At 42.4% G+C, this 21,239-nt stretch carries 20 protein-coding genes; 8 read left to right on the top strand and 12 right to left on the bottom strand.

Annotated elements, in window-relative coordinates; all coding sequences use genetic code 11:
* Positions 1-5: 5 nt before the first annotated feature.
* From AC5FX4_RS07175 to AC5FX4_RS07160, 4 genes are all read left to right on the top strand, one after another.
* Complete coding sequence (locus AC5FX4_RS07175) at positions 6-1,655, top strand: hypothetical protein (RefSeq protein ID WP_493605770.1); 1,650 nt, start codon at positions 6-8, stop codon at positions 1,653-1,655.
* Between the two features lie 90 nt (positions 1,656-1,745).
* Complete coding sequence (locus AC5FX4_RS07170) at positions 1,746-2,132, top strand: CsgE family curli-type amyloid fiber assembly protein (protein WP_493605769.1); 387 nt, start codon at positions 1,746-1,748, stop codon at positions 2,130-2,132.
* Between the two features lie 2 nt (positions 2,133-2,134).
* The gene (locus AC5FX4_RS07165; protein WP_493605768.1) at positions 2,135-2,563 is read left to right on the top strand and encodes a curli assembly protein CsgF; all 429 of its coding nucleotides are present in this window, start codon (positions 2,135-2,137) and stop codon (positions 2,561-2,563) included.
* Positions 2,550-3,383, top strand: coding sequence for a CsgG/HfaB family protein (locus AC5FX4_RS07160; protein ID WP_493605767.1), 834 nt, complete (start codon positions 2,550-2,552; stop codon positions 3,381-3,383). Before AC5FX4_RS07165 ends, AC5FX4_RS07160 begins: the two co-directional genes overlap by 14 nt.
* Here the strand turns inward: AC5FX4_RS07160 and AC5FX4_RS07155 are convergent.
* Complete coding sequence (locus tag AC5FX4_RS07155) at positions 3,328-4,023, bottom strand: helix-turn-helix transcriptional regulator (RefSeq protein ID WP_493605766.1); 696 nt, start codon at positions 4,021-4,023, stop codon at positions 3,328-3,330. The two genes, AC5FX4_RS07160 and AC5FX4_RS07155, sit on opposite strands and share 56 nt — an antisense overlap.
* Before the next feature lie 397 nt (positions 4,024-4,420).
* Here AC5FX4_RS07155 and AC5FX4_RS07150 point away from each other — a divergent pair, with 397 nt between their 5' ends.
* Positions 4,421-4,714 (top strand): hypothetical protein, encoded by a 294-nt coding sequence (locus AC5FX4_RS07150; RefSeq protein WP_493605765.1) that lies wholly within the window; start codon positions 4,421-4,423, stop codon positions 4,712-4,714.
* A 46-nt stretch (positions 4,715-4,760) separates the two neighbouring features.
* On the opposite strand, the gene speB is transcribed toward AC5FX4_RS07150, so the two are convergent.
* The 5 genes from speB to paeA form a co-directional block, all read right to left on the bottom strand.
* Positions 4,761-5,684, bottom strand: coding sequence for an agmatinase (speB, locus tag AC5FX4_RS07145; RefSeq protein WP_493605764.1), 924 nt, complete (start codon positions 5,682-5,684; stop codon positions 4,761-4,763).
* 3 nt (positions 5,685-5,687) lie between these two features.
* The gene (speA, locus tag AC5FX4_RS07140; RefSeq protein ID WP_493605763.1) at positions 5,688-7,601 is read right to left on the bottom strand and encodes a biosynthetic arginine decarboxylase; all 1,914 of its coding nucleotides are present in this window, start codon (positions 7,599-7,601) and stop codon (positions 5,688-5,690) included.
* A gap of 232 nt (positions 7,602-7,833) precedes the next feature.
* Positions 7,834-8,415 (bottom strand): CBS domain-containing protein, encoded by a 582-nt coding sequence (locus tag AC5FX4_RS07135; protein WP_493605762.1) that lies wholly within the window; start codon positions 8,413-8,415, stop codon positions 7,834-7,836.
* Positions 8,416-8,473: 58 nt separating this feature from the next.
* Positions 8,474-8,755: a hypothetical protein gene (locus tag AC5FX4_RS07130; protein ID WP_493605761.1), complete on the bottom strand. Its 282-nt coding sequence runs from the start codon at positions 8,753-8,755 to the stop codon at positions 8,474-8,476.
* A 77-nt stretch (positions 8,756-8,832) separates the two neighbouring features.
* Positions 8,833-10,134, bottom strand: coding sequence for a polyamine export protein PaeA (gene paeA, locus AC5FX4_RS07125; protein WP_493605760.1), 1,302 nt, complete (start codon positions 10,132-10,134; stop codon positions 8,833-8,835).
* 255 nt (positions 10,135-10,389) lie between these two features.
* On the opposite strand from paeA, the gene cysZ reads away from it, so the two are divergent.
* Positions 10,390-11,115, top strand: coding sequence for a sulfate transporter CysZ (gene cysZ, locus AC5FX4_RS07120; RefSeq protein WP_493605759.1), 726 nt, complete (start codon positions 10,390-10,392; stop codon positions 11,113-11,115).
* Positions 11,116-11,249: 134 nt separating this feature from the next.
* Positions 11,250-12,584, top strand: a complete 1,335-nt coding sequence (locus AC5FX4_RS07115) for a glycerophosphodiester phosphodiesterase family protein (protein ID WP_493605758.1) — start codon at positions 11,250-11,252, stop codon at positions 12,582-12,584.
* Positions 12,585-12,631: 47 nt separating this feature from the next.
* Here the strand turns inward: AC5FX4_RS07115 and AC5FX4_RS07110 are convergent, their stop codons facing one another.
* From AC5FX4_RS07110 to AC5FX4_RS07090, 5 genes are all read right to left on the bottom strand, one after another.
* Positions 12,632-12,967, bottom strand: coding sequence for a hypothetical protein (locus tag AC5FX4_RS07110; protein ID WP_493605757.1), 336 nt, complete (start codon positions 12,965-12,967; stop codon positions 12,632-12,634).
* Positions 12,957-13,190 carry a hypothetical protein gene (locus AC5FX4_RS07105; RefSeq protein ID WP_493605756.1) on the bottom strand — a complete coding sequence of 78 codons (234 nt, stop codon included), beginning with the start codon at positions 13,188-13,190 and terminating at the stop codon, positions 12,957-12,959. The genes AC5FX4_RS07110 and AC5FX4_RS07105 overlap by 11 nt, the downstream gene beginning before the upstream one ends.
* 53 nt (positions 13,191-13,243) lie before the next feature.
* Positions 13,244-13,960, bottom strand: a complete 717-nt coding sequence (locus AC5FX4_RS07100) for a substrate-binding periplasmic protein (protein ID WP_493605755.1) — start codon at positions 13,958-13,960, stop codon at positions 13,244-13,246.
* A 212-nt stretch (positions 13,961-14,172) separates the two neighbouring features.
* Positions 14,173-16,488: a response regulator gene (locus tag AC5FX4_RS07095; protein WP_493605754.1), complete on the bottom strand. Its 2,316-nt coding sequence runs from the start codon at positions 16,486-16,488 to the stop codon at positions 14,173-14,175.
* Entirely contained in the window at positions 16,485-17,570 is a 1,086-nt protein-coding gene (locus tag AC5FX4_RS07090) for a cytochrome-c peroxidase (protein WP_493605753.1), read from the bottom strand. Before AC5FX4_RS07090 ends, AC5FX4_RS07095 begins: the two co-directional genes overlap by 4 nt.
* A 159-nt stretch (positions 17,571-17,729) precedes the next feature.
* On the opposite strand from AC5FX4_RS07090, the gene AC5FX4_RS07085 reads away from it, so the two are divergent.
* A complete protein-coding gene (locus tag AC5FX4_RS07085; RefSeq protein ID WP_493605752.1) occupies positions 17,730-19,478 on the top strand; it encodes a winged helix-turn-helix domain-containing protein in 1,749 nt (582 codons plus the stop codon).
* 107 nt (positions 19,479-19,585) lie between these two features.
* Here AC5FX4_RS07085 and AC5FX4_RS07080 read toward each other — a convergent pair whose 3' ends face one another.
* Positions 19,586-21,190, bottom strand: a complete 1,605-nt coding sequence (locus AC5FX4_RS07080) for a formylglycine-generating enzyme family protein (protein WP_493605751.1) — start codon at positions 21,188-21,190, stop codon at positions 19,586-19,588.
* Between the last annotated feature and the right edge of the window lie 49 nt (positions 21,191-21,239).

The following is a 21,239-nucleotide window of genomic DNA, read 5'->3' as shown; positions in this document are numbered from 1 at the left end:
ATATCATGCTAAGAAAATCTCTCATTACCTGTGCCATTGCAATGGCATTGGGTTATGGCAATGCCGCGCTCGCTGCTGAACAAACCAAGAATACTCAAGGCACCATTCAATCAACTTTCCTAGTGGGTGCAGAACAAAACAAAGTTGAAATTTCTCAGCAATCAACAGGCACTGCTGGAAATGAAATCAACCTGACTCAAGCTGGCCAAACTAATGGGGCTCAGTTATCCGTAACGGGCGATGGCAACCAACTAGTCGGCGAGCAGTCAGGCACTAAGAACCTGCAACTGGCACAAGTAACTGGCGACGGAAACCAAATAAGCAGCTATCAAACTGGTAATGATGCTGCGATGGATCTTAACATTAGTGGTAGTGCTAACATGTTATCGCTTTCACAGAGCGGCGATGCAGGCTCATTTGGCATTCAGAATGAAATCATTGTTAAAGCACAAGGCGATGACAACAGCATTAATGTAACCCAAACCACTGGCGGTCAATGGGCTTTTATTCGCGATCTTCAAGGTAATCGCAACAGCATTACCATTGAGCAAGATGGCGAGTGGGGCGAAGTCAGACTGAAAGAAGTGATTGGAGACGGTAACCAGCTTGAGTTTCAACAAGATGGTTATTGGAATGTCGCAACGGTCGCAGAGCTTGAAGGTAACAACAACACCATAAAAGCAAGCCAAGAAGGTGACCAGAATAATATTCAGCTGGACTTAATCCAAGGCGACTCAAACAATTTTGCGCTGACTCAACAAGGTAACGAAAATGGCGTCGCCGTTGTAGAGTTTACGGGCGAAAACAACACATTGAAGTCAACACAAGCTGGCGACAATAATAGTCTTAATATTGATTTGATCAACGGTGACAGAAATAGCTCAAATTTCGATCAAACGGGCAATGGCAGCACTATCTCCTATGCCGTGGTTGAGGGGGATGATAACTACCTTAGCATGACTCAAAAAGGTGATAACAACACTTTCAAAAGTGGTCTCATTGTAGGTAACCAAAATAGTCAACTCACTGATCAATTCGGTAATGACAACAGCATAGAAATGGATATGGTTGGCAATGGCAACACCATGACGTCACTCCAGTTAGGCAACGAAAATAGCTCGTATGTCGGTGCTATTGGTGACAACAATACGCTTACCAGCCTACAAATCGGCGATAAGAACTCAAGCCATATCGCTAACTTTAATGGCTCGGACAATGACTTCACTTTATTTCAAGATGGTGATGCCAATGTCGCACAGATCCAAAACTCGTACCCTGATACTTCGTTAGACACCTCTTCTAATGATATTTTGCTAATGCAAACGGGTAATGAGAATGAGGCAAGCGTCACGCTCAGTAATAGTGTCGCAAGCCTAGGTAACGATCTATCGCTTACGCAAGTTGGTAACCTGAACGCCATTGATTTAATGGTCGATGGCGCAAACAACAGCATCGATATTGCGCAAAATGGTGATATGAACATGGTGGTTGGTTTGGACCAAGGCGCGTTTGCGGTTGTCGGTAGTGACTTATCGCTTAACATCACGCAAACAGGTACCGGCAACTTAGTTGAAGGCGGTATGTCACAGTTAAATGGTGACGTGTCTATCACTCAGATGGGCGACTACAATACGACTACCGTCGTCCAGCAGTAATTTTAAGTGTGGCGCGTTGTATAGCGCGCCACGTCTTCCATTTTTATCATTCACTATCTCCTATTTTTAGCGATGAAGTCGAGCTGTTTTATGATGACTATATCAATTAAAACCATCACGGTAGCCTTGTTACTGACACTGAGCCCGATTGGCAAAGCAATGGAGATCAGTGGTTTTTTACTAGATCAAAGCATCAGCCGCTCAGGACATGAGTTTTATCGTCAACTCAGCATGCTTTGGCAAGATATGCCTAATACTGAAGGAGTCACCGTCACAATAAGAGAAACACTTATACCAAAAGCGGGTACCGCACTGAGGGTCGACTTAAACAATAAAACTGTTTACACCACCTACTTAGGTCGACGTCTAAAACCCATTGATGATCAGGTGGAGCAAGCAGCCTTAGTGCTTATCGAAGTTCTTGCGAGCAACCGCTTTAGCAAGTTTAGTGATGACTTATCGAGCAGTGGTCTATAACTATGAAAAATATACTTTTTGTTTTTTTGGGACTCAGCTTTGCATCTTCTGCAAGTGAGTTAGTTTACACCCCTATTAACCCGAGCTTTGGCGGCAACCCGCTCAATGCCAGTATGTTAATGAATAAAGCGCAGGCGCAAAATAAACATAAAGCGCATACCGAGCCAAAGAGTTTCTCAGAGAAGATGCAGGACTCATTAGAGCGTGCATTCATTAACCGCATTGTCAGAGAGATCACAGATGAAGTCTTTGGGGAAAGTTCTGATGACACCAATATATTTGACGGAGACTCCATGTTCGTCAGTGGTGATCACCAGATAAGAATGCTCACCAGCAACGCCGACAGTATTACGATTGAGATAACCAACCTTGTCTCGGGAGAAGTCACCACCATTGAAATACCGAGGTATGGTAACAATGCAACACCTTAAAATTATAATTATAACTCTATTTTTCAATATATTAGGTGGGTGCTCACATTTAGCAAAAACACTCCCACCCGATATAAAAACGGCTCAATCATTGGTGCAGACACCCACCTATGAGGAACTCAAGTCTTTGCCTGCTCCCATGGGCAGTATCCCTGTTTCCGTGTATTCATTTCGCGATCAAACGGGCCAATATAAGCCCATTGCCAATGTCAGTTCCTTTTCTACCGCAGTCACACAAGGCGCGACCGCCATTTTAGTACAGGCGCTGAATGAAACAGACTGGTTTGTTCCTGTCGAACGTGAAGGGCTGCAAAATATTCTAACCGAAAGAAAAATTATTCGAGCCGCAAATGAAACCAACGGCGATACCAGTCAACTTCCACCACTGACTACGGCTAAAATCATTTTGGAGGGCGGTATCATCAGTTATGACTCAAACACCAAAACCGGGGGCCTAGGTGCTGAGTACTTTGGCATTGGTACCTCTGAACTATACCGAGAAGACGTTATTTCTATTTATATGCGCGCTGTGGACGTCAGAACGGGCGTCGTATTAACCTCCGTTGCCACCACCAAAACCGTCTTAAGTTATGAAATGCGGGCGGGTTTTTTCAGATATGTGAGCTATAAACGCCTAGCAGAGGCCGAAGGCGGGTTCAGTGATAATGAGCCCATGCATATTTGTGTTAAACAAGCCATTGAGAAAGCCCTTGTAGATTTAATAAACAGCGGCATCAATAAAGGGCTCTGGGCTGCTAAGCGCGCTACTCAGAGTAAGAACGGTGTAACGCATCAGGAAAAAACTGTCTCGCCCAATTAAGTAACTCTATACGGTTTCTTGAGTTAGTTTTTCTAAATGCGCTGTAAAGATGGGTTTTTACCGTATGATCGCTAATATGCAACTTATTAGCGATCTCTTTATTTTGTGCGCCTTCAGCTATTAGTTTAACAATGGTTTTTTCTCGTTTTGTTAGGCTTGAAGTTGCATCCTCTAATTTGGACATACATTTTGGGCTGCTAAAAATAGCATGCTCGCTTAAAAGCTCTGAAAAGGTACTGCTAATAATGCTACGACGAAACCATAACTCCCCTTCTTTCACAGCTTTAATTCCTTTGAGTTGCACGTCAGGCTCATCTTTGGCGTAAATAATCCCTTTAACTCCTGCAAGTAACGCTTGGCGCTCATCTATTTGCCCGTCTACAGCATTAAAAAGTATGATCGATTTCTTTTTAGCAAGCACAGCAACATCTAACGACAACGCTTCTTCCTCGCTATAACCCCCTAAATCGATAAGCACAAGGTGATTATCAGGTAACTCCTGCAATACACTTTGGCTGTGCGCAACAAAGCTCGATATACCTAAAAGCGTGAGTAAGCTTTGCATAAATGCAGTGTGTTTTGATGTGTGATTCATAGTCGGTCGGGTTACGACCGTCGCGTTGATGATCTCTCTGCCCATTGTTATTTCCACTTTACTAGTTGACCGGCACACCCTTGTGCCCGACTTGTTCCCATGAACCTTCAAGCTACACAAATCGCCTTTATATGTAAATATTATGTTTTATAATTAAATAAAAATGTTAAGCGTCAATGAAATAAAAACTTTTATATCAATATGATGTAGACAATAAAAAATTCACAAACAAACTTTATTATTTAACAACTAGTAAAGCGCACCGTTTAATTCGAAGAATAAACTCGATAGAATGGAAAAATAAAATGTAATTGCAGTTAAAGTTATATCGCATGCTGCCGATTTCAAAGCAATACAAAAGTTTTGGTTCTCTACTCGTGGCATGTCCCATTATCGACATCACAATTAATGTAGTAGTCCCCAGTTAGTTACAGGCCAAATTATGGGTATTGAATTTAATGTGATCATATTAAATATGATTGTTTTGAGCACCGCATATGGGCTCATTTACCCCTACTGTGCGAATACACTGAAAAAGATATCAGCACAAGACATGTTGGGTGCAAGTATTTCGTTATGCGTGGTGGGTTCAGTATTTCATGACAGTGATGTCAGGTTTAGCTTTGCTTTGTTCGACGTAAATTGGTTTTGGTTTACGTTAATCACTTACTTGGTTTTGCAGATCCCATTATTTGTTTGGTACGCAAGGCGTTACCATCTACCTTTTTTGAAGTAAAAAAATGCCGAGTTAAACTCGGCATTTTGCATGTATGGCATATAACTTATGGCCGATGTTTTACTGCCCAAAGGTGTAGCAACTCATGAGCGATAGTCGCTGCCGCGATTGCTGTAAGTTCACTTTGGTCGTATGCAGGAGATACTTCAACTACATCCATACCAACCATGTTTACACCTTGTAGTGCGCGTAAAATCTTTAATACTTTATCGCTGGTTAACCCACCACATACAGGCGTACCTGTACCTGGTGCAAACGCGGGATCTAAACAATCGATATCAAACGTCACATACACGGGCAAATCACCCACCGTATTTTTGATATGCTGAGCAATCTGCTCGGCACTCATGTCGTTTGCTTGCATCGCATCAATCACTGAAAACTCATGCCCTTCCTGCGTATACTCGGTTCTAATACCGATTTGTACGGAGTGCTCTGGGCTGATCAATCCTTCCATCGGTGCATGATAAAACATGGTGCCATGATCATAGCGAGAGCCTTGGCTATAGGTATCTGTATGTGCGTCGAAGTGCACTAAAGCCATCTTGCCATGCACTTTGTGGTGTGCACGCAACAGAGGTAAAGTCACAAAATGGTCACCACCTAACCCCAGTAACGCCTTGCCTTGCATCACAATTTGCTGTGCAGCCAACTCGAGCTGTGCAGTAAAGTACTCGGGGTCGCCAACAGGGTAAGTAAAGTCGCCCGCATCTGACACACTGATTTTGTCCCACAGCGTAAACGTCCAAGGGTACTTCTTGCTTTCCCAAGCCAAATGGACAGACGCGCGGCGAATAGCATCAGGGCCAAGGCGCGCGCCAGGGCGACCAGACGTCGCCAAGTCAAACGGCAACCCTAAAACCACCACATCACTATCAATATTGGTCATATCTTTAACCATGGGCTGACGCAAAAACGTCATCCCATTTGAATATAAAGAGTGATCGGTATGATCAAACAACTGGCTCATTTATCAAACATCTTCCAAATACGTGTAACCATCTAAACCTTGCTCTAATTCAGCCAAACAAATTGCTTGCTCATTTTCTGGCAGCTTGCTTTTCACTAAATTTGCAAAATTACTCTTAAACTGAGCAACATCTAAGTGCACATAACGCATCATATCTGCGACCGTGTCACCAACATCAACCTCACTCAGGTTTAGCATGCCGTCGGCATCAAGTGTTGCCATCACGCTATGCGTATCACCAAATAGGTTGTGCATATCGCCTAAAATTTCTTGATAAGCACCGACCAAGAAAAACCCGAGTAAATAAGGTTTATCATTATGAAACTCAGGCACTGGTAAAGTACTTTCAATACCTTGTCCGTCCACATAGTGCTCAATCGTGCCATCTGAATCACAGGTGATATCTAAAAGCACAGCACGTTTTTTGGGCGCTTCAGTTAAACCGCTCAACGGTAACACTGGAAACACTTGTTCAATACCCCATGCGTCTGGCAACGACTGGAATAAAGAAAAATTAACAAAGAACTTGTCCGCTAATTTTGCGCTCAACTCATCAATAATGGGGCGATGAAAGCGGTTTTTATTGTCCATGCGTTGATTTAATTCATAACACACACGCAAATTAGTTTGTTCCGCCCAAGCACGTTGCTCTAGGTTTAATAGACCCATTGCGAATTGACTGTGTACTTCAGCCAAGTCACCTTGCGTGTCGTGGTAAATTTCTATCAAAGCGCGGTCATCGCTTTGTCCACTCAATGCTTGCCATGAAATCCACATATTGTGTAACAACCTTGGTGCATCGTCGCTTGGCGCTGCAACAGCCTCTGGCTGATAGCTTTCAGTCCCGATCACATCCGTTACCAATACCGCATGATGCGCGGTCAACGCACGCCCCGACTCAGAAATGATCCTCGGCATTGGTTGTTCATATTGCTTACACGTATCACCAATGGTGTACACAATGTTGTTCGCATATTCGGCCAAACTATAGTTCATTGAGTTGTGCGACTGACTGCGTGTGCCATCGTAATCAACAGCTAAACCACCACCCACGTCTAAACACTGTAAATTAGCGCCTAAGCGACGCAACTCACAATAGAACCTAGCGGCTTCACCCACACCGAGTCTTACATCTCTGATATTGGCCATTTGCGAGCCAAGATGAAAGTGCACTAGTTGAAGTGCACTTAACATCTGGGCCTGCTCTAGCTGATTTATCACCGTCAGCACTTGTGACGCCGACAAACCAAACTTAGACTTTTCTCCGCCACTGGCTTGCCACTTACCTTTACCTTGTGACGCTAAACGAACTCGCAACCCAAGTCTTGGTGTTACGTTAAGTGCTTTAGCTTGCTCAAGTACAATGTCTAGCTCTGAACGCTTTTCCAACACGATATAAACTTGGTGTCCTAGCTTTTCACCCAGTAATGCCAAACGAACATACTCTTTGTCTTTGTAACCATTACATACGATCACTGCTGACGTTTGCTCGCTTAACGCTAACACCGTTAATAGTTCCGCTTTACTGCCCGCTTCAAGTCCTAATTGTTTTTGTTCTTTATCAACTTGACTGGCGATCAGCCCTTCAACAACTTCTTTTTGCTGATTCACCTTGATTGGGTAAACCAATAAATAGTCTTTTGGATACTGATAGTCGGCAATAGCTTGATTAAATGCATCACAAATACTGTTCACTCTTTGGCTGAGTATTTGAGGAAAGCGCACTAACGCCGGTAGTGTATAACCTTGCGATTTAATTTTTTGTGCAATCTCAACCAAAGTAACAGCATGCTCTGGCTGTGCGAGTTTAGGGGTTGCAGTAACCTCTCCTTGATCATTGATGCCGTAAAAGCCTTGGCTCCAATGGCGCACGTTGTAACATTCGCGTGCTTGTTCAGAGGAGGTGGTATTGGTCATTAAAGTTCCTTAAAAAAATGAATAGTGGGGGTATTTATTTTGCGCATTAGAAATAAATTGTAGGTGTGTGTCTAACGAAAAATATCACTCTTCAAGAATAGAAATATTACTCAAAGTCGATATATTTTTGGCATGAAAAAGGCACCTTTTATGGTGCCTTGGTTTCATTAACTTTATTACTTAGGAGCTTCTAATTATCTTACTCCAAAAGAGCAAAATAACCGGAATTTGGTTAAATCTCGGCGTGGTGCCATAAGCTATCTACAATCTCACTGAATGTATTCGCTTGCTTAACTTGGTTAAGGGGATAACCCACCATCCGACTCATATCAATCAAATCAAAATATCCGCATATGCGCTCGGGTGCTTGACTAACCACCAGCAAATATTCTTGACCCGCATTTTCCATACTTTGTAGCACGTCCCCAACCCGAGCAGTACGCATGGCTAGCTCACCAATGCTGCTCAGTGAAGATAGCGGGATCATGACATCTCGAACCGTAAGGTCCGCGCGATTGACACCTGTTTTAGCGGAAATTTTTAATACATAGCTGCTGGTTAATCTCGCTTTTGAAATAACACCGAGCATATTGTTTTTTTCATCAACAACAAAACTTGTACGCATGTGCGTTTGCTGCATAATCAACAGCGCATCATCGAGGCTTGTACGCTCGTCTACTAACTGAGGAGGTACTTGATGAAAACCACAAGTTGCAGGGCTATCAAGCGACACCGTAACACAGCTATCAAGTGATGTGTTAAAACGTGTATTTAGCGCAGCTGATTGGCTGCGAAGAGTATGATATTTAGACATAACAACACCTCTGAATCCATAAACTGACAACAAAAAACTTTTATTTGTTTAGATAAGTTTATAAAACAGGCGGTGCGCGGATACTTAAGTGGAATGATTTAGAATCTGCAACCGGCGAAACATCGTTCGCGATTGGCTCAGAGACAACCACATCAAAGCTGTATGCAGTTGTGTCAACGATGAGGTCTTGAGGATCATGATCAATCGGATCAGAATCAATAAATACTGATTGCTGCTGCTCGTAGTGGTCTTGTACTTTGGCATAGCTCATCGGCGCGCTGGTTACCGAAAGGAACAGCACACACAAACAAGATATAACAAACCACTTACTTAATCGCATTTGATCTCCAAAAAGTTAGGCACAAAAATTTAAGTACCTAACTTCAGTGTATGGGCATGTTGCGCATTTATCAAGTGCTAAAGTTTTAGCTCGGGGTGTTCATCTTTTACTCTGCTCACCAACAGCTGTTCAACGCGCACACCTTCTATATCAATTGCCTCAAATTTATAACCCGAGCAAAAAATATGATCGGCTCTTTTGGGTAAACGCTTTAAGCGGTAGATCAAAAAGCCTGCGACTGTTTCATATTGGTTTGCTTCTGGCACATCTTCCCACCCAAGTACTTTACACAAATCAACCATAGGCGTACTGCCATCCACTAGCCAAGAATCACTATCACGCTGCACAATTTGCTCTTCACCGTGCACTGTCACTAAGTCACCCATAAAGCTCGTCATGAGATCTTTAATTGTGACAATACCGACTATCAAGGCATATTCGTTCACTACCACGGCAAATTGACCACTGGTTGTTTTAAATGCATTCAACGCCTCTGAAAGTGTGAGCGTTTCTGGCAAGTAAAACACTTCCTTTTCGATGATCTGTTCACTTAAATGAAGCGCTTCACCACGCAACAACTGCTGTAAAATTTGCTTAGTATCGACATAACCCAATAACCTATCGAGATGCCCCTCACAAACCAAAAAATTGTTGTGCGGATTGGCCAGTATTTTTTGGTTAATGGTTTCACTATCATCTTCAATATCGAAATACACAATCGATTCACGCGTTGTCATCGCCATAGGCAACGTTCGACATTCAAGATCTAAAACATTGCCAATAAGTTGATATTCTTGCGCTTGCAAGCTGCCGCTTTGAGCGCCTGCGTCCATGATAGCAACAATTTCTTCGGTCGTTACTTCATCCTTACGCTCAGTGGGCAACCCAAGCAACTTCAAGATTAAATTAGTAACGCCGTTAAAAAATGCCACAAGTGGCTTAAATGCCGTTGTGACACCATTCATTAGCCCGACAATTCTAACTGCCACCGCTTCAGGCATAAGCATTGCAATTCGCTTAGGTAGCAAATCAGCAAATAAAATAAAGAGAGAGGTGATCACCAAAAAAGAGATTATAAAGCTAATTTGCCCTAACATCGGGCCTTGGTAAATCAAACTAACATAAATGCTTATTTGATCGGTTAGCGCTTGCTCACCAAGAATACCACCCAAAATGGCTATCGCATTTAATGCTATTTGGATCATGGCAAAGAATGCACCTGGGTTAGCTTGCAGCTTTAATACCTGCTCTGCGCTATGATGGCCTTCATCTACCATGATTTTAAGTTTAATTTTACGTGCAGCCGCAATCGCTATCTCAGACATAGCAAATAGTGCGCTGATCAAAATTAAACATACAATACCAAGCAATTCGCTCACTCAATTTCTCCAATAGAAAACTGTTTTTTGCTTTTTAAAAATAATAAAAAGTGAGCAATTGTAGCTTAACCTCTTTAGTAAGCAACAAAAACAAGGTATTAAATTTCAACAACTTAAAAAATAAATTATCGAATACCTCAGGTCTCTGGTTTGACGTGCATTTTATTAGTAATAGTTTGTTACTTCTTTGGGTTTATTCGTTATAAGAGCCAGCTTATACTGTGATCAATACAATATTTTCAAAAGAGGTTTTTTGTGCAACTAGGCCAAGGCTTTGAATATTTTTTATCGGGGTTTTCACTTATCACCCAAAAAGGACTAAAACGCTTTGTTTTTATTCCTCTATTTATCAACATTGTACTATTCGGAAGCTCGTTATTCTTTTTGGTAGACTGGCTTACGCAAGGCTTTGACTACTTAAATTCTCTCTTACCCAGCTGGCTAAGTTGGCTCGAATGGTTAATGTGGCCCCTTGCCATTTTGGTTATTCTGTTCAGTTACAGCATGGTATTTACCGTAATAACCAATTTCATTGCGGCACCATTCAATGGTTTATTAAGTGAAAAGGTGGAAATGCACCTCACTGGCCAAAAAATTAATGATGATGGATTTGCTGATCTGATAAAAGATGTTCCCCGAATGATTGGCAGAGAGTGGACAAAACTTTGTTATTATCTACCCCGCGCCATTGGCTTTTTTATCTTGTTATGGATCCTACCAGTGATTGGCCAAGTACTCTGGGTGCTATTTACCTGCTGGATGTACAACGTTCAGTACAATGACTACCCGTTTGACAATCACAAAATTCATTTTAAGCAGATGAAAGAAGACTTAAGATCTAAGCAAGGCTTGTCATACGGCTTTGGCTTTGCCGTCTTTTTATTAACGTCTATCCCTATTGTTAACCTCATTGTGATGCCCGTCGCTGTATGTGGCGCAACCCGTTTATGGGTGGATAACTACCGTTCAAATTACCGCTAGAATACAACAACCCATAAATTAGAGCTGATAACCTAAATCAGCTCTAACCTCTTTAATGTCATAGCCTTATAATATTTTCGTCATTTATTACTGTTAACGTTTGTTTTCCTTTTATAAACAGACGAAGTACTGACATGAAGTTCAAACTATTACTCTCTATGACCGCGTTACTCGCGCTGAGCGGCTGTGATGACGACACCAAAATAAAAGAAGTCACCAAAGAAGTCGTTGTTGAAAAACCCATTACCGTGATCGAAAAAGTAGAAGTACCGGTCATTGTAGAAGTGGCCAAAGGCACAGTAAAAGACATCCAAATTGGTACCCGCGCACAATTTTTGGTTAATCAACTTGAGTCTGGTGCACTTAAAACCAAGTTAGAAGCCTGTCAGGACGGTCCATTTTACAAAACTGATTTCTCGATTGGTCACCGTGGCGCGCCAATGCAATATCCAGAGCACACCAAAGAATCTTATGTTGCTGCAGCAAAAATGGGCGCAGGTATTCTTGAATGTGATGTGACCTTTACCAAAGACAAAGAGTTAGTGTGTCGTCACTCGCAATGTGATTTACACACCACAACCAACATCCTTGCCATTCCTGAGCTGGCTGCAAAATGCTCAGAACCATTTACGCCTGCCGATAAAGCATCTGGCACCCCTGCAAGTGCAAAGTGTTGTACATCTGACATCACGCTTACCGAGTTCAGACAGCTAAAAGGCAAAATGGATGGTGCAAACTCGCTTGCCACCACCATCGACGAATACCTTGCGGGTACACCCAACTTCCGTACCGACCTTTATGCAAGCCAAGGTACTTTGTTGACACACAAAGAAAGCATTGAGCTATTCAAATCGTTAAACGTGAAAATGACGCCTGAGCTTAAATCAGCCAGTGTTGAAATGCCGTTTGATGGGATGACGCAACAGATGTACGCCCAAAAAATGATTGATGAATACAGAACGGCTGGTGTTGATGCGAGCGAAGTTTTTGCCCAATCATTTAATCTTGACGATGTGAAATACTGGATTGGTAACGAAGCTGAATTTGGTGCACAAGCAGTGTATCTGGATGACCGCTATGACGTTGCTGGCTTTAATCCAAACAATCCTGATACTTGGCAACCAACCATGGCAGAACTAAGCAATGATGGCGTGAAGATCATCGCTCCACCTATGTGGATGCTAGTGACGCTAGATAATGACAAGAAAATTGTCCCCTCGGCCTATGCAAAAGCAGCCAAACAAGCAGGATTGAAAATCATAACTTGGACACTAGAGCGCTCAGGCCCTCTCGCTTCTGGTGGCGGTTGGTATTATCAATCAATTACAGATGCAATTGATAGCGATGCCGATGCATTAGTATTACTGGATGTATTAGCACAAGAGGTTGGCGTCATTGGCGTATTCAGCGACTGGCCTGCTACAACCACTTTCTATGCAAGCTGTATGGGCATAACACCGAGTATTTAATAATGTTTGCCGGTAAGGGCCGAATGGCCCTTACAATTTTATACGGTTTAAATATGACTCTCTTTGCATCTATCGTCTGACTTTTTTGCCGCCAATGTCGGAGACAATTTTTCCACGAACTGCCAAGCACTAGAATAATCCACATAGTCAATTCTTTCGACAACATGGCTACCATTTATTTTCAGCACCATCACAAGTTCCATAGTGCCCGTATAAGATTTAGTCGGATGATTTAAAGCGACTTCGCAGGTGGTGACTGTTGAATCAATGTTGGCAATTACAAAAGGGGGTTCAACCAACATTCTGGTGACTTTATTTTTTACTTCCAACACACCATAATCTTTACCCGTCTTTTCAAAAAAGTCAGCAATGTTATCCCCCATTAATATCCCACATTGGGCCGAATTGAGCGGACGTTGGATCTTTAAAGTGCGTGTTTTGAGTGTAAAAAGTGCGTTGCTTGGGATAGTCATTATCAAGCGTTGCGATATATTCAACTGCGACTTGCTGTAGCGCTTGCTTAGTGGGTGGTATTTTCTGGTTGCTATGTGCTGCGCTCGACACTAACACAACGGCTGTCGTGATTAATTGTATTAAACTTCTCATTTCCATTCATTTAACTGATAGTTGATTGTCAAAGCTGTCACCTGTCGGGCAGGTCATCTTAAGATCTCACGGATCTGTGTATAACGCCCTGTTTCCTTTAATCTCTGTAAGGCAAAATTGAAACTATCCCTTAGCTGTTCATCCCGAAAGCCCGCGTAAAACCAAAGCGGATTGTTTTCAACAGGCAACAAAACCTTTCCCCAGTTCCAATTTGCATAGTTTGCTCTCCCCTCCCTGAGTTGCATTAAATGCCAACTCAATAACGTGTCGTCAATCAAGATAACTTCACACTTGCCCGCCAGCCAATCGATAACTTGTTCTTGTTGCTTTGGGTACTCAAAATAATCAGTCTTGCTAGCAAACACCTGTGGCAACGAAAGGTGTTCACGGGCATTTTGCCAAGCACAAACGCTATAGTTCTGCAATTGAGCCATAGTCGTTAATTTAAATTTGGCATGATGGCTATGAACCGCGTAATTGCTGTACGAAATAAAGGGCATAGAGTAATACAGCTTGCTATTTGTTTTTTGCACTTCAACCGCAATATCAACCTTACCTTCGGTCAACAAGCGTTCCATGCGTTTATTCGACACGTAAACGGGTGTATAGCTCCATTTTAATAACTTGGCGACATTATCAAATAACTCGATGCTGATCCCTGATTGATTTTTTTCATCAACATAAGGTGGGCGGCTCTGCCCAAATGCGACAAGCAAGGGCTCATGTTGTGAAGCGCGACAGGGGAAAAAAGTACTCAGAATGAGCGTCATGTATGCCAAACACGCTAATTTACATCGAATAGTAATAACCAACCCCTCGCTTAACGTTATTGTTTACCATTTTAGCACAGACAATCACTTTAAGTGGCCCTCTGATAGCCTAAGAACTGACGTACGCGACCACTTGGCGTGTTTAAAAAGTGATGTTGATATTTGATTGCTAGAACTCAATCATTCACGCTATTAGGCTAGAAAAATCAGTCTTAGTCTAATTTGCAGTAACTGCTAAGTAACTTTTCAAGCTCGTCCATTTTAAATGGTTTACCTAAGTAACCATTCATGCCAGCAATCGTGTACTTGTCAATTTCAGACTCCATGACATTTGCCGTTAATGCAATAATAATTAACGACTCAGGAGAGTATATCTGCCGGATCGCCTTCGTCGCTTCAACGCCATCCATAATGGGCATTTGAATGTCCATCAGTACCAGATCAAATTCCCCTTTATACGCAATTACTGCCTCCACAGCGTCACGTCCATTCACAACTGTCGTGACTTCTACGCCCAAATCACTCAACATTTTTATGGCAACTATTCTATTTATTTCATTGTCTTCCACTAACAATACTTTGCTCTTATTTGAGCGCTGTTTGTTTGGAACTGGTTGCACCATTTGCTTCCCTGCTTCGCCACACTTGCTATGCAGATCACCCTTATTCAATGCGTCCAACAGATCTTTTTTTAGTAACGGCTTAGACAAAACCGGATAATCAACATAATGATTTATCAGCTGATCTGAATGTGCGGTATAGATAAGCACCTGTTCAGGTAATCGTGATACACGCCGTAACGCTTCCAGCAAACTGTCTGCTTCACAGTCTGGTAATACCCAGTCAACTAAAAGCACATCAAATGGCTGAACCGATAATAGGGCTTGTGCACAGGCGCCATTAGAAGCGCCCGTTACTTTATATCCGATTGAGCTGGCAATGTTTGCACTTATCTCCATGTTGATTGGGTCATCTTCTACGATGAGCATTGAACCACGGTCCTTGACCGGACTATCCTGACGGTCATCTATTCCAACTTGCAGCGGTAACTTGACCGTAAACTTAGATCCCTTTTCATACTCACTTTCGACAGCGATCTCTCCCCCCATTAGCTCAATAAGTAATTTGCAAATCGTCAACCCTAAACCAGTACCGCCATATTTTCGTGTTGTCGAAGACTCCGCTTGCGTAAAGCGTTCAAACAAGTGCGTTATCTTTGACGAGTCAATGCCAATACCTGTATCAACCACGGATATATCTAGCCATTCAAAATCAGGCATGTTTCCATGGGGAGTTGTTATGATCTTAAGTGTTACGGAACCTTTTTCCGTAAACTTCACTGCATTTGACATTAAATTCAGCAATATTTGACCGATTCTAACTGAATCCCCAAAATAGAAAGCGTTTAATTTCGGGTCTATATCAAAAATGAGCTTAATGCCTTTGGAGTTTGCGAGCGGGGAGATTAAAGAGCGCACATTGTCCAATAAATCTTCAAACTGAAAGTTGACCCGCTCTATGTGCAACTTTTTCGATTCAATTTTTGAAAAGTCTAGAATGTCATTGATGATTGTTGTTAGTGCATTTGCAGAAAAGCGAATTTTCTCTAGGTAGTTTCTTTGTGTTACCGACAGAGATGTTGAGAGCAATATATCTGTCAGCCCAACGATACCATTCATTGGGGTCCTTATTTCATGAGACATATTCGATAAGAACATAGACTTTGTTTCTGACGCTTGTGTTGCCAATTGATTCGCACGTTTGAGTTCAAACATGAGCCTTAACATGGCGACAATCACTAAAGCAAAAACCAAGACGAAAGATAAAAGTATGTACTTGGTGACATGCCAATATTCTTCGTCCTTGGATTGATTCATCGACTGTATTTCTTGCAAAATAGAGTGAGACAATGTGTTCTCTTGAATCGGTTTAAGCAAGTTTGATGCATGACTCGCATTGGCAATAATAAACTCAATATGCAAGCGCATGACCCTAGCAGTTGGCATGTGTATCTCTATCTTTTCTAGCTCGCTAAGCTGTTTATTTAATTGTGCTTTTACCGTATTGATTATTGATGCTGAATTTGTCACTTGTAAGTTAGAGACCAGCGCAGCACAGCGATGAAGGACATTATTGATTGGACTCTCGGTTTGATTGCTGGTAATACTTTGCTTAGCAACATATCTAAAAGATGTTTTTAGCATTGAGGCCAATTGCATATAGGTATCTACTGCAATTTCAAACTGGGCCATTTGCTGACTCATATGGTCATTGATAAAGCCTTGCTCATTTAATTGTCGAGCAATCTGCTTATACTCAAGTTGTTTTTGCGCATGTTTATCAAAGTGGTATACGTTAGGGTCCATCGCCGACATGGTTTCCAATGACAACTCAGTAGCTAAACGGTTCAATTGCGTTTTTAGTTGCAATTGCGTTTGTAATGAACCCAAGCGAAAATAATGGTCAATGGCCTGATTGCCAAAAAACCAAATCAAAGCCAACAGTGCCACCTCTATTAAATATTTCACTCGCTTAAAGACCTCGGTAGCTTACCTTCAAATGATTGGAACAAAGCGATGATATCGGCCACATCTTCGTCTTTTAAACTCAGCCCTAACTGCCCCGTTGCCATGATCCGAATTGCATCAGACAGCTCATCGACTGAGCCATTGTGAAAATAGGGTCCGGTCAATGTGACATTACGCAGGCTCGGCACTTTAAACACATGTTTATCATGCTCATTTTTTGTTTGATTATACCTGCCCAGATCTGCCAATAACGAGGCTGGAACTGCATCTAACCGGCCAATTTTTTGATACAAGTTTCCCCCAATATTTTTACCTTGATGGCAAGTCACACAACCGAAGTCGACAAACTTTTTGTAACCTCGTTTTTGCTGTTCCGTTAGTGCGGTGTCATCGCCAAGCAAATAGCGATCAATGGGGGTATCTTCCGAGATGAGCGACTCCTCAAACAATACAATGGCTTTAACAATATTACTTATTGTGATCCCATCATTCGAAAGCTGCTTAAAACTGGTTACAAACACAGGCTGGGTTTTGAGCTTATTGATAACCTCTTTCCAGTTAGTGCCCATTTCAATGGGGTTATGAATAGGCCCATGTACTTGCTCGGAGAGGTTGGCACTACGCCCATCCCAAAATTGCCGAAAATTAAACACCGCATTGATCACGGTTGGGGAATTTCGCTCACCAAGTTGCTGTTTTACACCTAAAGAGACTGGAAAACCGTCTTCACCACCGTGATAGAGGTCATGACAGGACGCACAAGACACTGAATTGTCACTCGATAACAATGGGCTTTTGAATAAAGCTTTACCAAGTTGCACCCATTGCTCATCAAACGTTGCCAATAAAGGAAGGGGTTGAATAGCGGCATCAACTTCTCTGGTCACAAATGTGTGGGCTACGAAGCTTGCTTTTTTGCTCATTTCTGGCCAGTTTGCTAGGGAGTCCACTGATTTAAACTGCACCACAAAGCTGATAAAAATACCTAACAATGCACTTAAAACTATCAATACGTATTTGACGCCCATAAGTACTTTGATGCCTAAATTTAGATAGAGCTTGTCATTGAGTATAGTAGACAATGAGATGCTACCAATACGTTAAAAAAATTGCATTTTATGCAACCTCCCACAACTTGTGCCCGTTCACAACGATAAAGCCCGCACAGCGCAAACGCGTGTGTTTACCTGAATTACAGAATATTGAATAATAACGATAATCTCACTCGCAAGAGTTACTGCATGGTTGTTACGTTTAACACATTTCAATTTAACACGCTCACTGGTGTTTTGACGCACCAAGGCCTAGTCATAGAGCTTCAGCCTAAACAGCAAGCTTTACTCGCATACTTTGTCTGTAACCCTGGAACAATACTGAGCAAAGAGCAAATTCTGGATACAGTGTGGCAAGACCGAGTTGTGTCTGAGCAAGTGGTATTTCAAACCATTAGCCAACTCAGGGCTATTTTGGGAGAACGCGCCATTCAAACTTATCCGCGAAAAGGATACCAATGGCGATACCCAATCACGAATAACGACGAACAAGCACCTTCCCCCCCGCTTGTGAATAAGCCAACTAAATCAGTAGGCTATGCAATCAGTGCGGTGTTAATTTTAATACTCATTGCGGGCTATGGTATTTGGAGAGACGCCAGTTATCAGCCATTACAAATATTTTATTTATCGCACGATGACAGCCAGCACGTTTTAAGCCAGTTGCACGACGACACCATGAATTTTGAGCCGCTATCGCACAAGCAAGCCACACCACTTGAATTTATGAACATGCCTGAGCTGGCCTATAAGGAACTCGCGGTAGAAGACAATGCCTGGCTAATAGGCACCCGTGTTTTTCAAACTCCTGAAGGACAATATTTAGAGTTTAAATTACAGAACGACGATATTCTGTGGCATGACTATGTGTTCGCCAAAGACCCCAAGGAACTAGCTTCACAACTGCATAAGCAGCTGCATAAACTTTCGCAAATAGGCTTATTCGATAGGGCTGACCAAGTCAGTCATTGGGTTAACATACTTGAACGCTCTGCTGAATATAACGCCCAAAGTAAAACGCTATTTTTAGCTAGCTACTACCGCCGTCTTGGTCATATTGATGCTGCTTTGGCCCATCTTGATAGTATTGAAAAGCAGCCCATCAGTATACAGAACATGCCTATTCGTATTGAAGCCGCGTTACTAAAAACCTCAATTTACAAGCACAATGGTCAATACACTCTCGCAAAAAGCACGTTAGACAAAGCCGAAAATGAACTCGCACAGAAAATTTGGCCATTACAATTTGAACTAATCAAAAAACAGGCATTTTTGGCCTATGCGATGCGAAACTTGCAGCAAGTTGAAGTACAGTTAAAACGGGGGGCACAACTTGCCCAGCAAAACATTGATGCCGAAGGTCGCTTTCAGCTGCATATTTTGGATTCTATTCTATCGGCAAAGTTAGGATTGAATGAGCGAAAATATCTACAACTCAATGAAGCACAGCAGCTTGCTAACGAAGAGAACCTTCACCCTTCCCATCTCGCATTTGTTTATTTTCACTACGCACTTTTTTCGACTGAGGAGGATATGCAGCAGAAATACTTAAAAAAAGTACTGCCGCTTCCCCGTAGCCAAACAAACTTCTGGGTGATTGACGATGCTTTTGAGCGACTTTTTGATTTATATGTGCAAACGGGCAAATTCAAACAAGCACACACCTTGCTTACAAGCAAGATAGACCACACGGTTAACCGCAACCTACTGCAAGCAAGGTTGCTATTAGCACAAGATCAAACACAACAAGCCATCACTTTTTTAGAAGACGCGTATCAGCAAGCACAAAAAACATTTGATAAAAACGCCAGTATTGATGCCGCTCGAGCGCTATACCTGCATTTGCAGGAACAAAATCAAAACCGGCAGATTTATTATGACTTTTTAAAACGCAGTGGCGAACACCAATGGTTAAAAAATCACGTAAATAATGGCTAGTATGCTAAAAATCACAATGAGAATAGCAGCTGACGCTGCTATTGGATGGAAGGACGATTGGCTAGCCTTCGCGATATATTTTAACGTATACGTGTACCACCTAAAACCTAACGTAGCTTAAACTCCAGCCAGTCAAGTTCAAACCAGCTTGACTGGTCTAGTCGAACTTCTAGCGGCTCATTACTTTTAATTAAAGTGGCCAACCCCTTATGAATCGCAAGCTTATCTCCCGCAGGGATCATGTATCGCCCCACTAAATGTGTGCCTTGCCAAAGCTCAAACCTGCTACCTTGTTCTGATTCTGCTCTGAATGTCAGCTCTGCGATGGTCCCTTTTGTAGCGTCAAACGCTAATCTAAGCCATGCGGGTTTATGAGGTGTAATACCCGTTGGAAAGTGATCAGGGTTGCTACTAAACCCTGCGACGGTTGCTTCATCACGCTTACTTATCCAAGTATAACGTTCACTAAAATAATGTTCGGCCTCTATGCGCTCACCCATTATAAAGGTTTTAGGTTCACCATATGTGACGATGCGACTGCCTAGCCCTTCTCCAATATCGTTATATGAAAATACCTGATATCGTGCAAAGGCACCCGTTGGTACACTTTCGTCGATAAATTCAGGAACACTTAGTTCATCCACTATTTTGGAAAAACGTGTCGCTTGCGCCCCTTTGAAGTCACTTAACGCTCGGTAGACAGTATATTTCACCTTATTACCACTCACTGCTAACCAATTAATTTTGGGGTTTTTATTTTCTAGTAATTGGAGTGTTACGCCTTGCGGAGTCGCAGGGATAGTTTTTAGCTCGGCGTGCACACGACGCTCGCTTTGCTGTGCCTTTTTAAGCTTTTCCAAAAAAGAAAGTGTTTGCTTAGTCATCGGCTCAGCATGTTCCGCTTCAAGGGCAAGTCGAAACCCCTCGATACTCCCTTGAAAGTCAGCTTCTATCCAATCTGGTGTCATCACACCTCTTGGCTGCCAGTGCCAAGCTTCTCCTACGGCAACATATTGCTTGCACGCTTTGGACTCTGAGTCGCTATATGCATGACATGTACGAGTATATTCTCTGACATTCCCCATCATGTCATACAATCCATATTGGTTAGGTCGGTACATACCGACCACGGTGGAATATATCGCACCATCGTTACACTGAGCACTGCGCTTATAACGTACTTGGTGATGTTTTTTCATTCCAGCAATATTGGCGATATCCTCGGTATTTTCGTATTCACATATCTCGCTTTGGTCGTGATCATCGGCAAATGCCATACGTCCGGTTTTACCTGCCAGTGCGGCGTAGCGCCATTGCTCTGCACTCGGTAACTTATAGGCCTTGCCGGTTTTTTCTGATAACCAGTTTGCATAATCAAGCGCCCCTTGCGCACCGACACATACCATTGGACGATATGGGTTTTCAATTAATGCCGGTAAATTCCATTTTGTCGGGTTGTCCGGATCGGGCCAAAGTTCATCTGTAAATGTCATACACTGGTTAGGTAGTTGGTAGCCTGTTTCATTCACAAACTGCATAAACTCAGCCACGGTCACTTCATATTGACCCATATAAAAGCTGGCTAAGTTTGCTTGGTCGCCGACAGGAACCTTTTGTAAAACGGGCTCGATGACACTTGTATCAATGGCGTATGTTATACCACTTATCATAAAGTGGCTGGCTAGAATAATGGATGGGAATTGAGTTTTCATTGTTTGCTCCTCTATGTTTGAGAAGCACTTTAGGTTGGTGAAAACAAAT

Source organism: Pseudoalteromonas sp. ATL1 (assembly GCF_058933015.1).
The sequence above is the reverse complement of the archived record's forward strand: the minus strand, read 5'-3'. Positions and strand labels throughout refer to the sequence as shown.

Excerpts from the sequence above, each read along its gene's own strand:
- AC5FX4_RS07175 (WP_493605770.1), top strand. The coding sequence starts at position 6 with ATGCTAAGAAAATCTCTCATTACCTGTGCCATTGCAATGGCATTGGGT.
- AC5FX4_RS07165 (WP_493605768.1), top strand. The coding sequence starts at position 2,135 with ATGAAAAATATACTTTTTGTTTTTTTGGGACTCAGCTTTGCATCTTCT.
- speB (WP_493605764.1), bottom strand. The coding sequence starts at position 5,684 with ATGAGCCAGTTGTTTGATCATACCGATCACTCTTTATATTCAAATGGG.
- AC5FX4_RS07110 (WP_493605757.1), bottom strand. The coding sequence starts at position 12,967 with ATGGGGGATAACATTGCTGACTTTTTTGAAAAGACGGGTAAAGATTAT.
- AC5FX4_RS07085 (WP_493605752.1), top strand. The coding sequence starts at position 17,730 with ATGGTTGTTACGTTTAACACATTTCAATTTAACACGCTCACTGGTGTT.
- speA (WP_493605763.1), bottom strand. The coding sequence starts at position 7,601 with ATGACCAATACCACCTCCTCTGAACAAGCACGCGAATGTTACAACGTG.
- AC5FX4_RS07135 (WP_493605762.1), bottom strand. The coding sequence starts at position 8,415 with ATGTCTAAATATCATACTCTTCGCAGCCAATCAGCTGCGCTAAATACA.
- AC5FX4_RS07150 (WP_493605765.1), top strand. The coding sequence starts at position 4,421 with ATGGGTATTGAATTTAATGTGATCATATTAAATATGATTGTTTTGAGC.
- AC5FX4_RS07160 (WP_493605767.1), top strand. The coding sequence starts at position 2,550 with ATGCAACACCTTAAAATTATAATTATAACTCTATTTTTCAATATATTA.
- AC5FX4_RS07155 (WP_493605766.1), bottom strand. The coding sequence starts at position 4,023 with ATGGGCAGAGAGATCATCAACGCGACGGTCGTAACCCGACCGACTATG.
- AC5FX4_RS07080 (WP_493605751.1), bottom strand. The coding sequence starts at position 21,190 with ATGAAAACTCAATTCCCATCCATTATTCTAGCCAGCCACTTTATGATA.
- AC5FX4_RS07130 (WP_493605761.1), bottom strand. The coding sequence starts at position 8,755 with ATGCGATTAAGTAAGTGGTTTGTTATATCTTGTTTGTGTGTGCTGTTC.
- AC5FX4_RS07100 (WP_493605755.1), bottom strand. The coding sequence starts at position 13,960 with ATGACGCTCATTCTGAGTACTTTTTTCCCCTGTCGCGCTTCACAACAT.
- AC5FX4_RS07115 (WP_493605758.1), top strand. The coding sequence starts at position 11,250 with ATGAAGTTCAAACTATTACTCTCTATGACCGCGTTACTCGCGCTGAGC.
- AC5FX4_RS07105 (WP_493605756.1), bottom strand. The coding sequence starts at position 13,190 with ATGAGAAGTTTAATACAATTAATCACGACAGCCGTTGTGTTAGTGTCG.
- AC5FX4_RS07170 (WP_493605769.1), top strand. The coding sequence starts at position 1,746 with ATGATGACTATATCAATTAAAACCATCACGGTAGCCTTGTTACTGACA.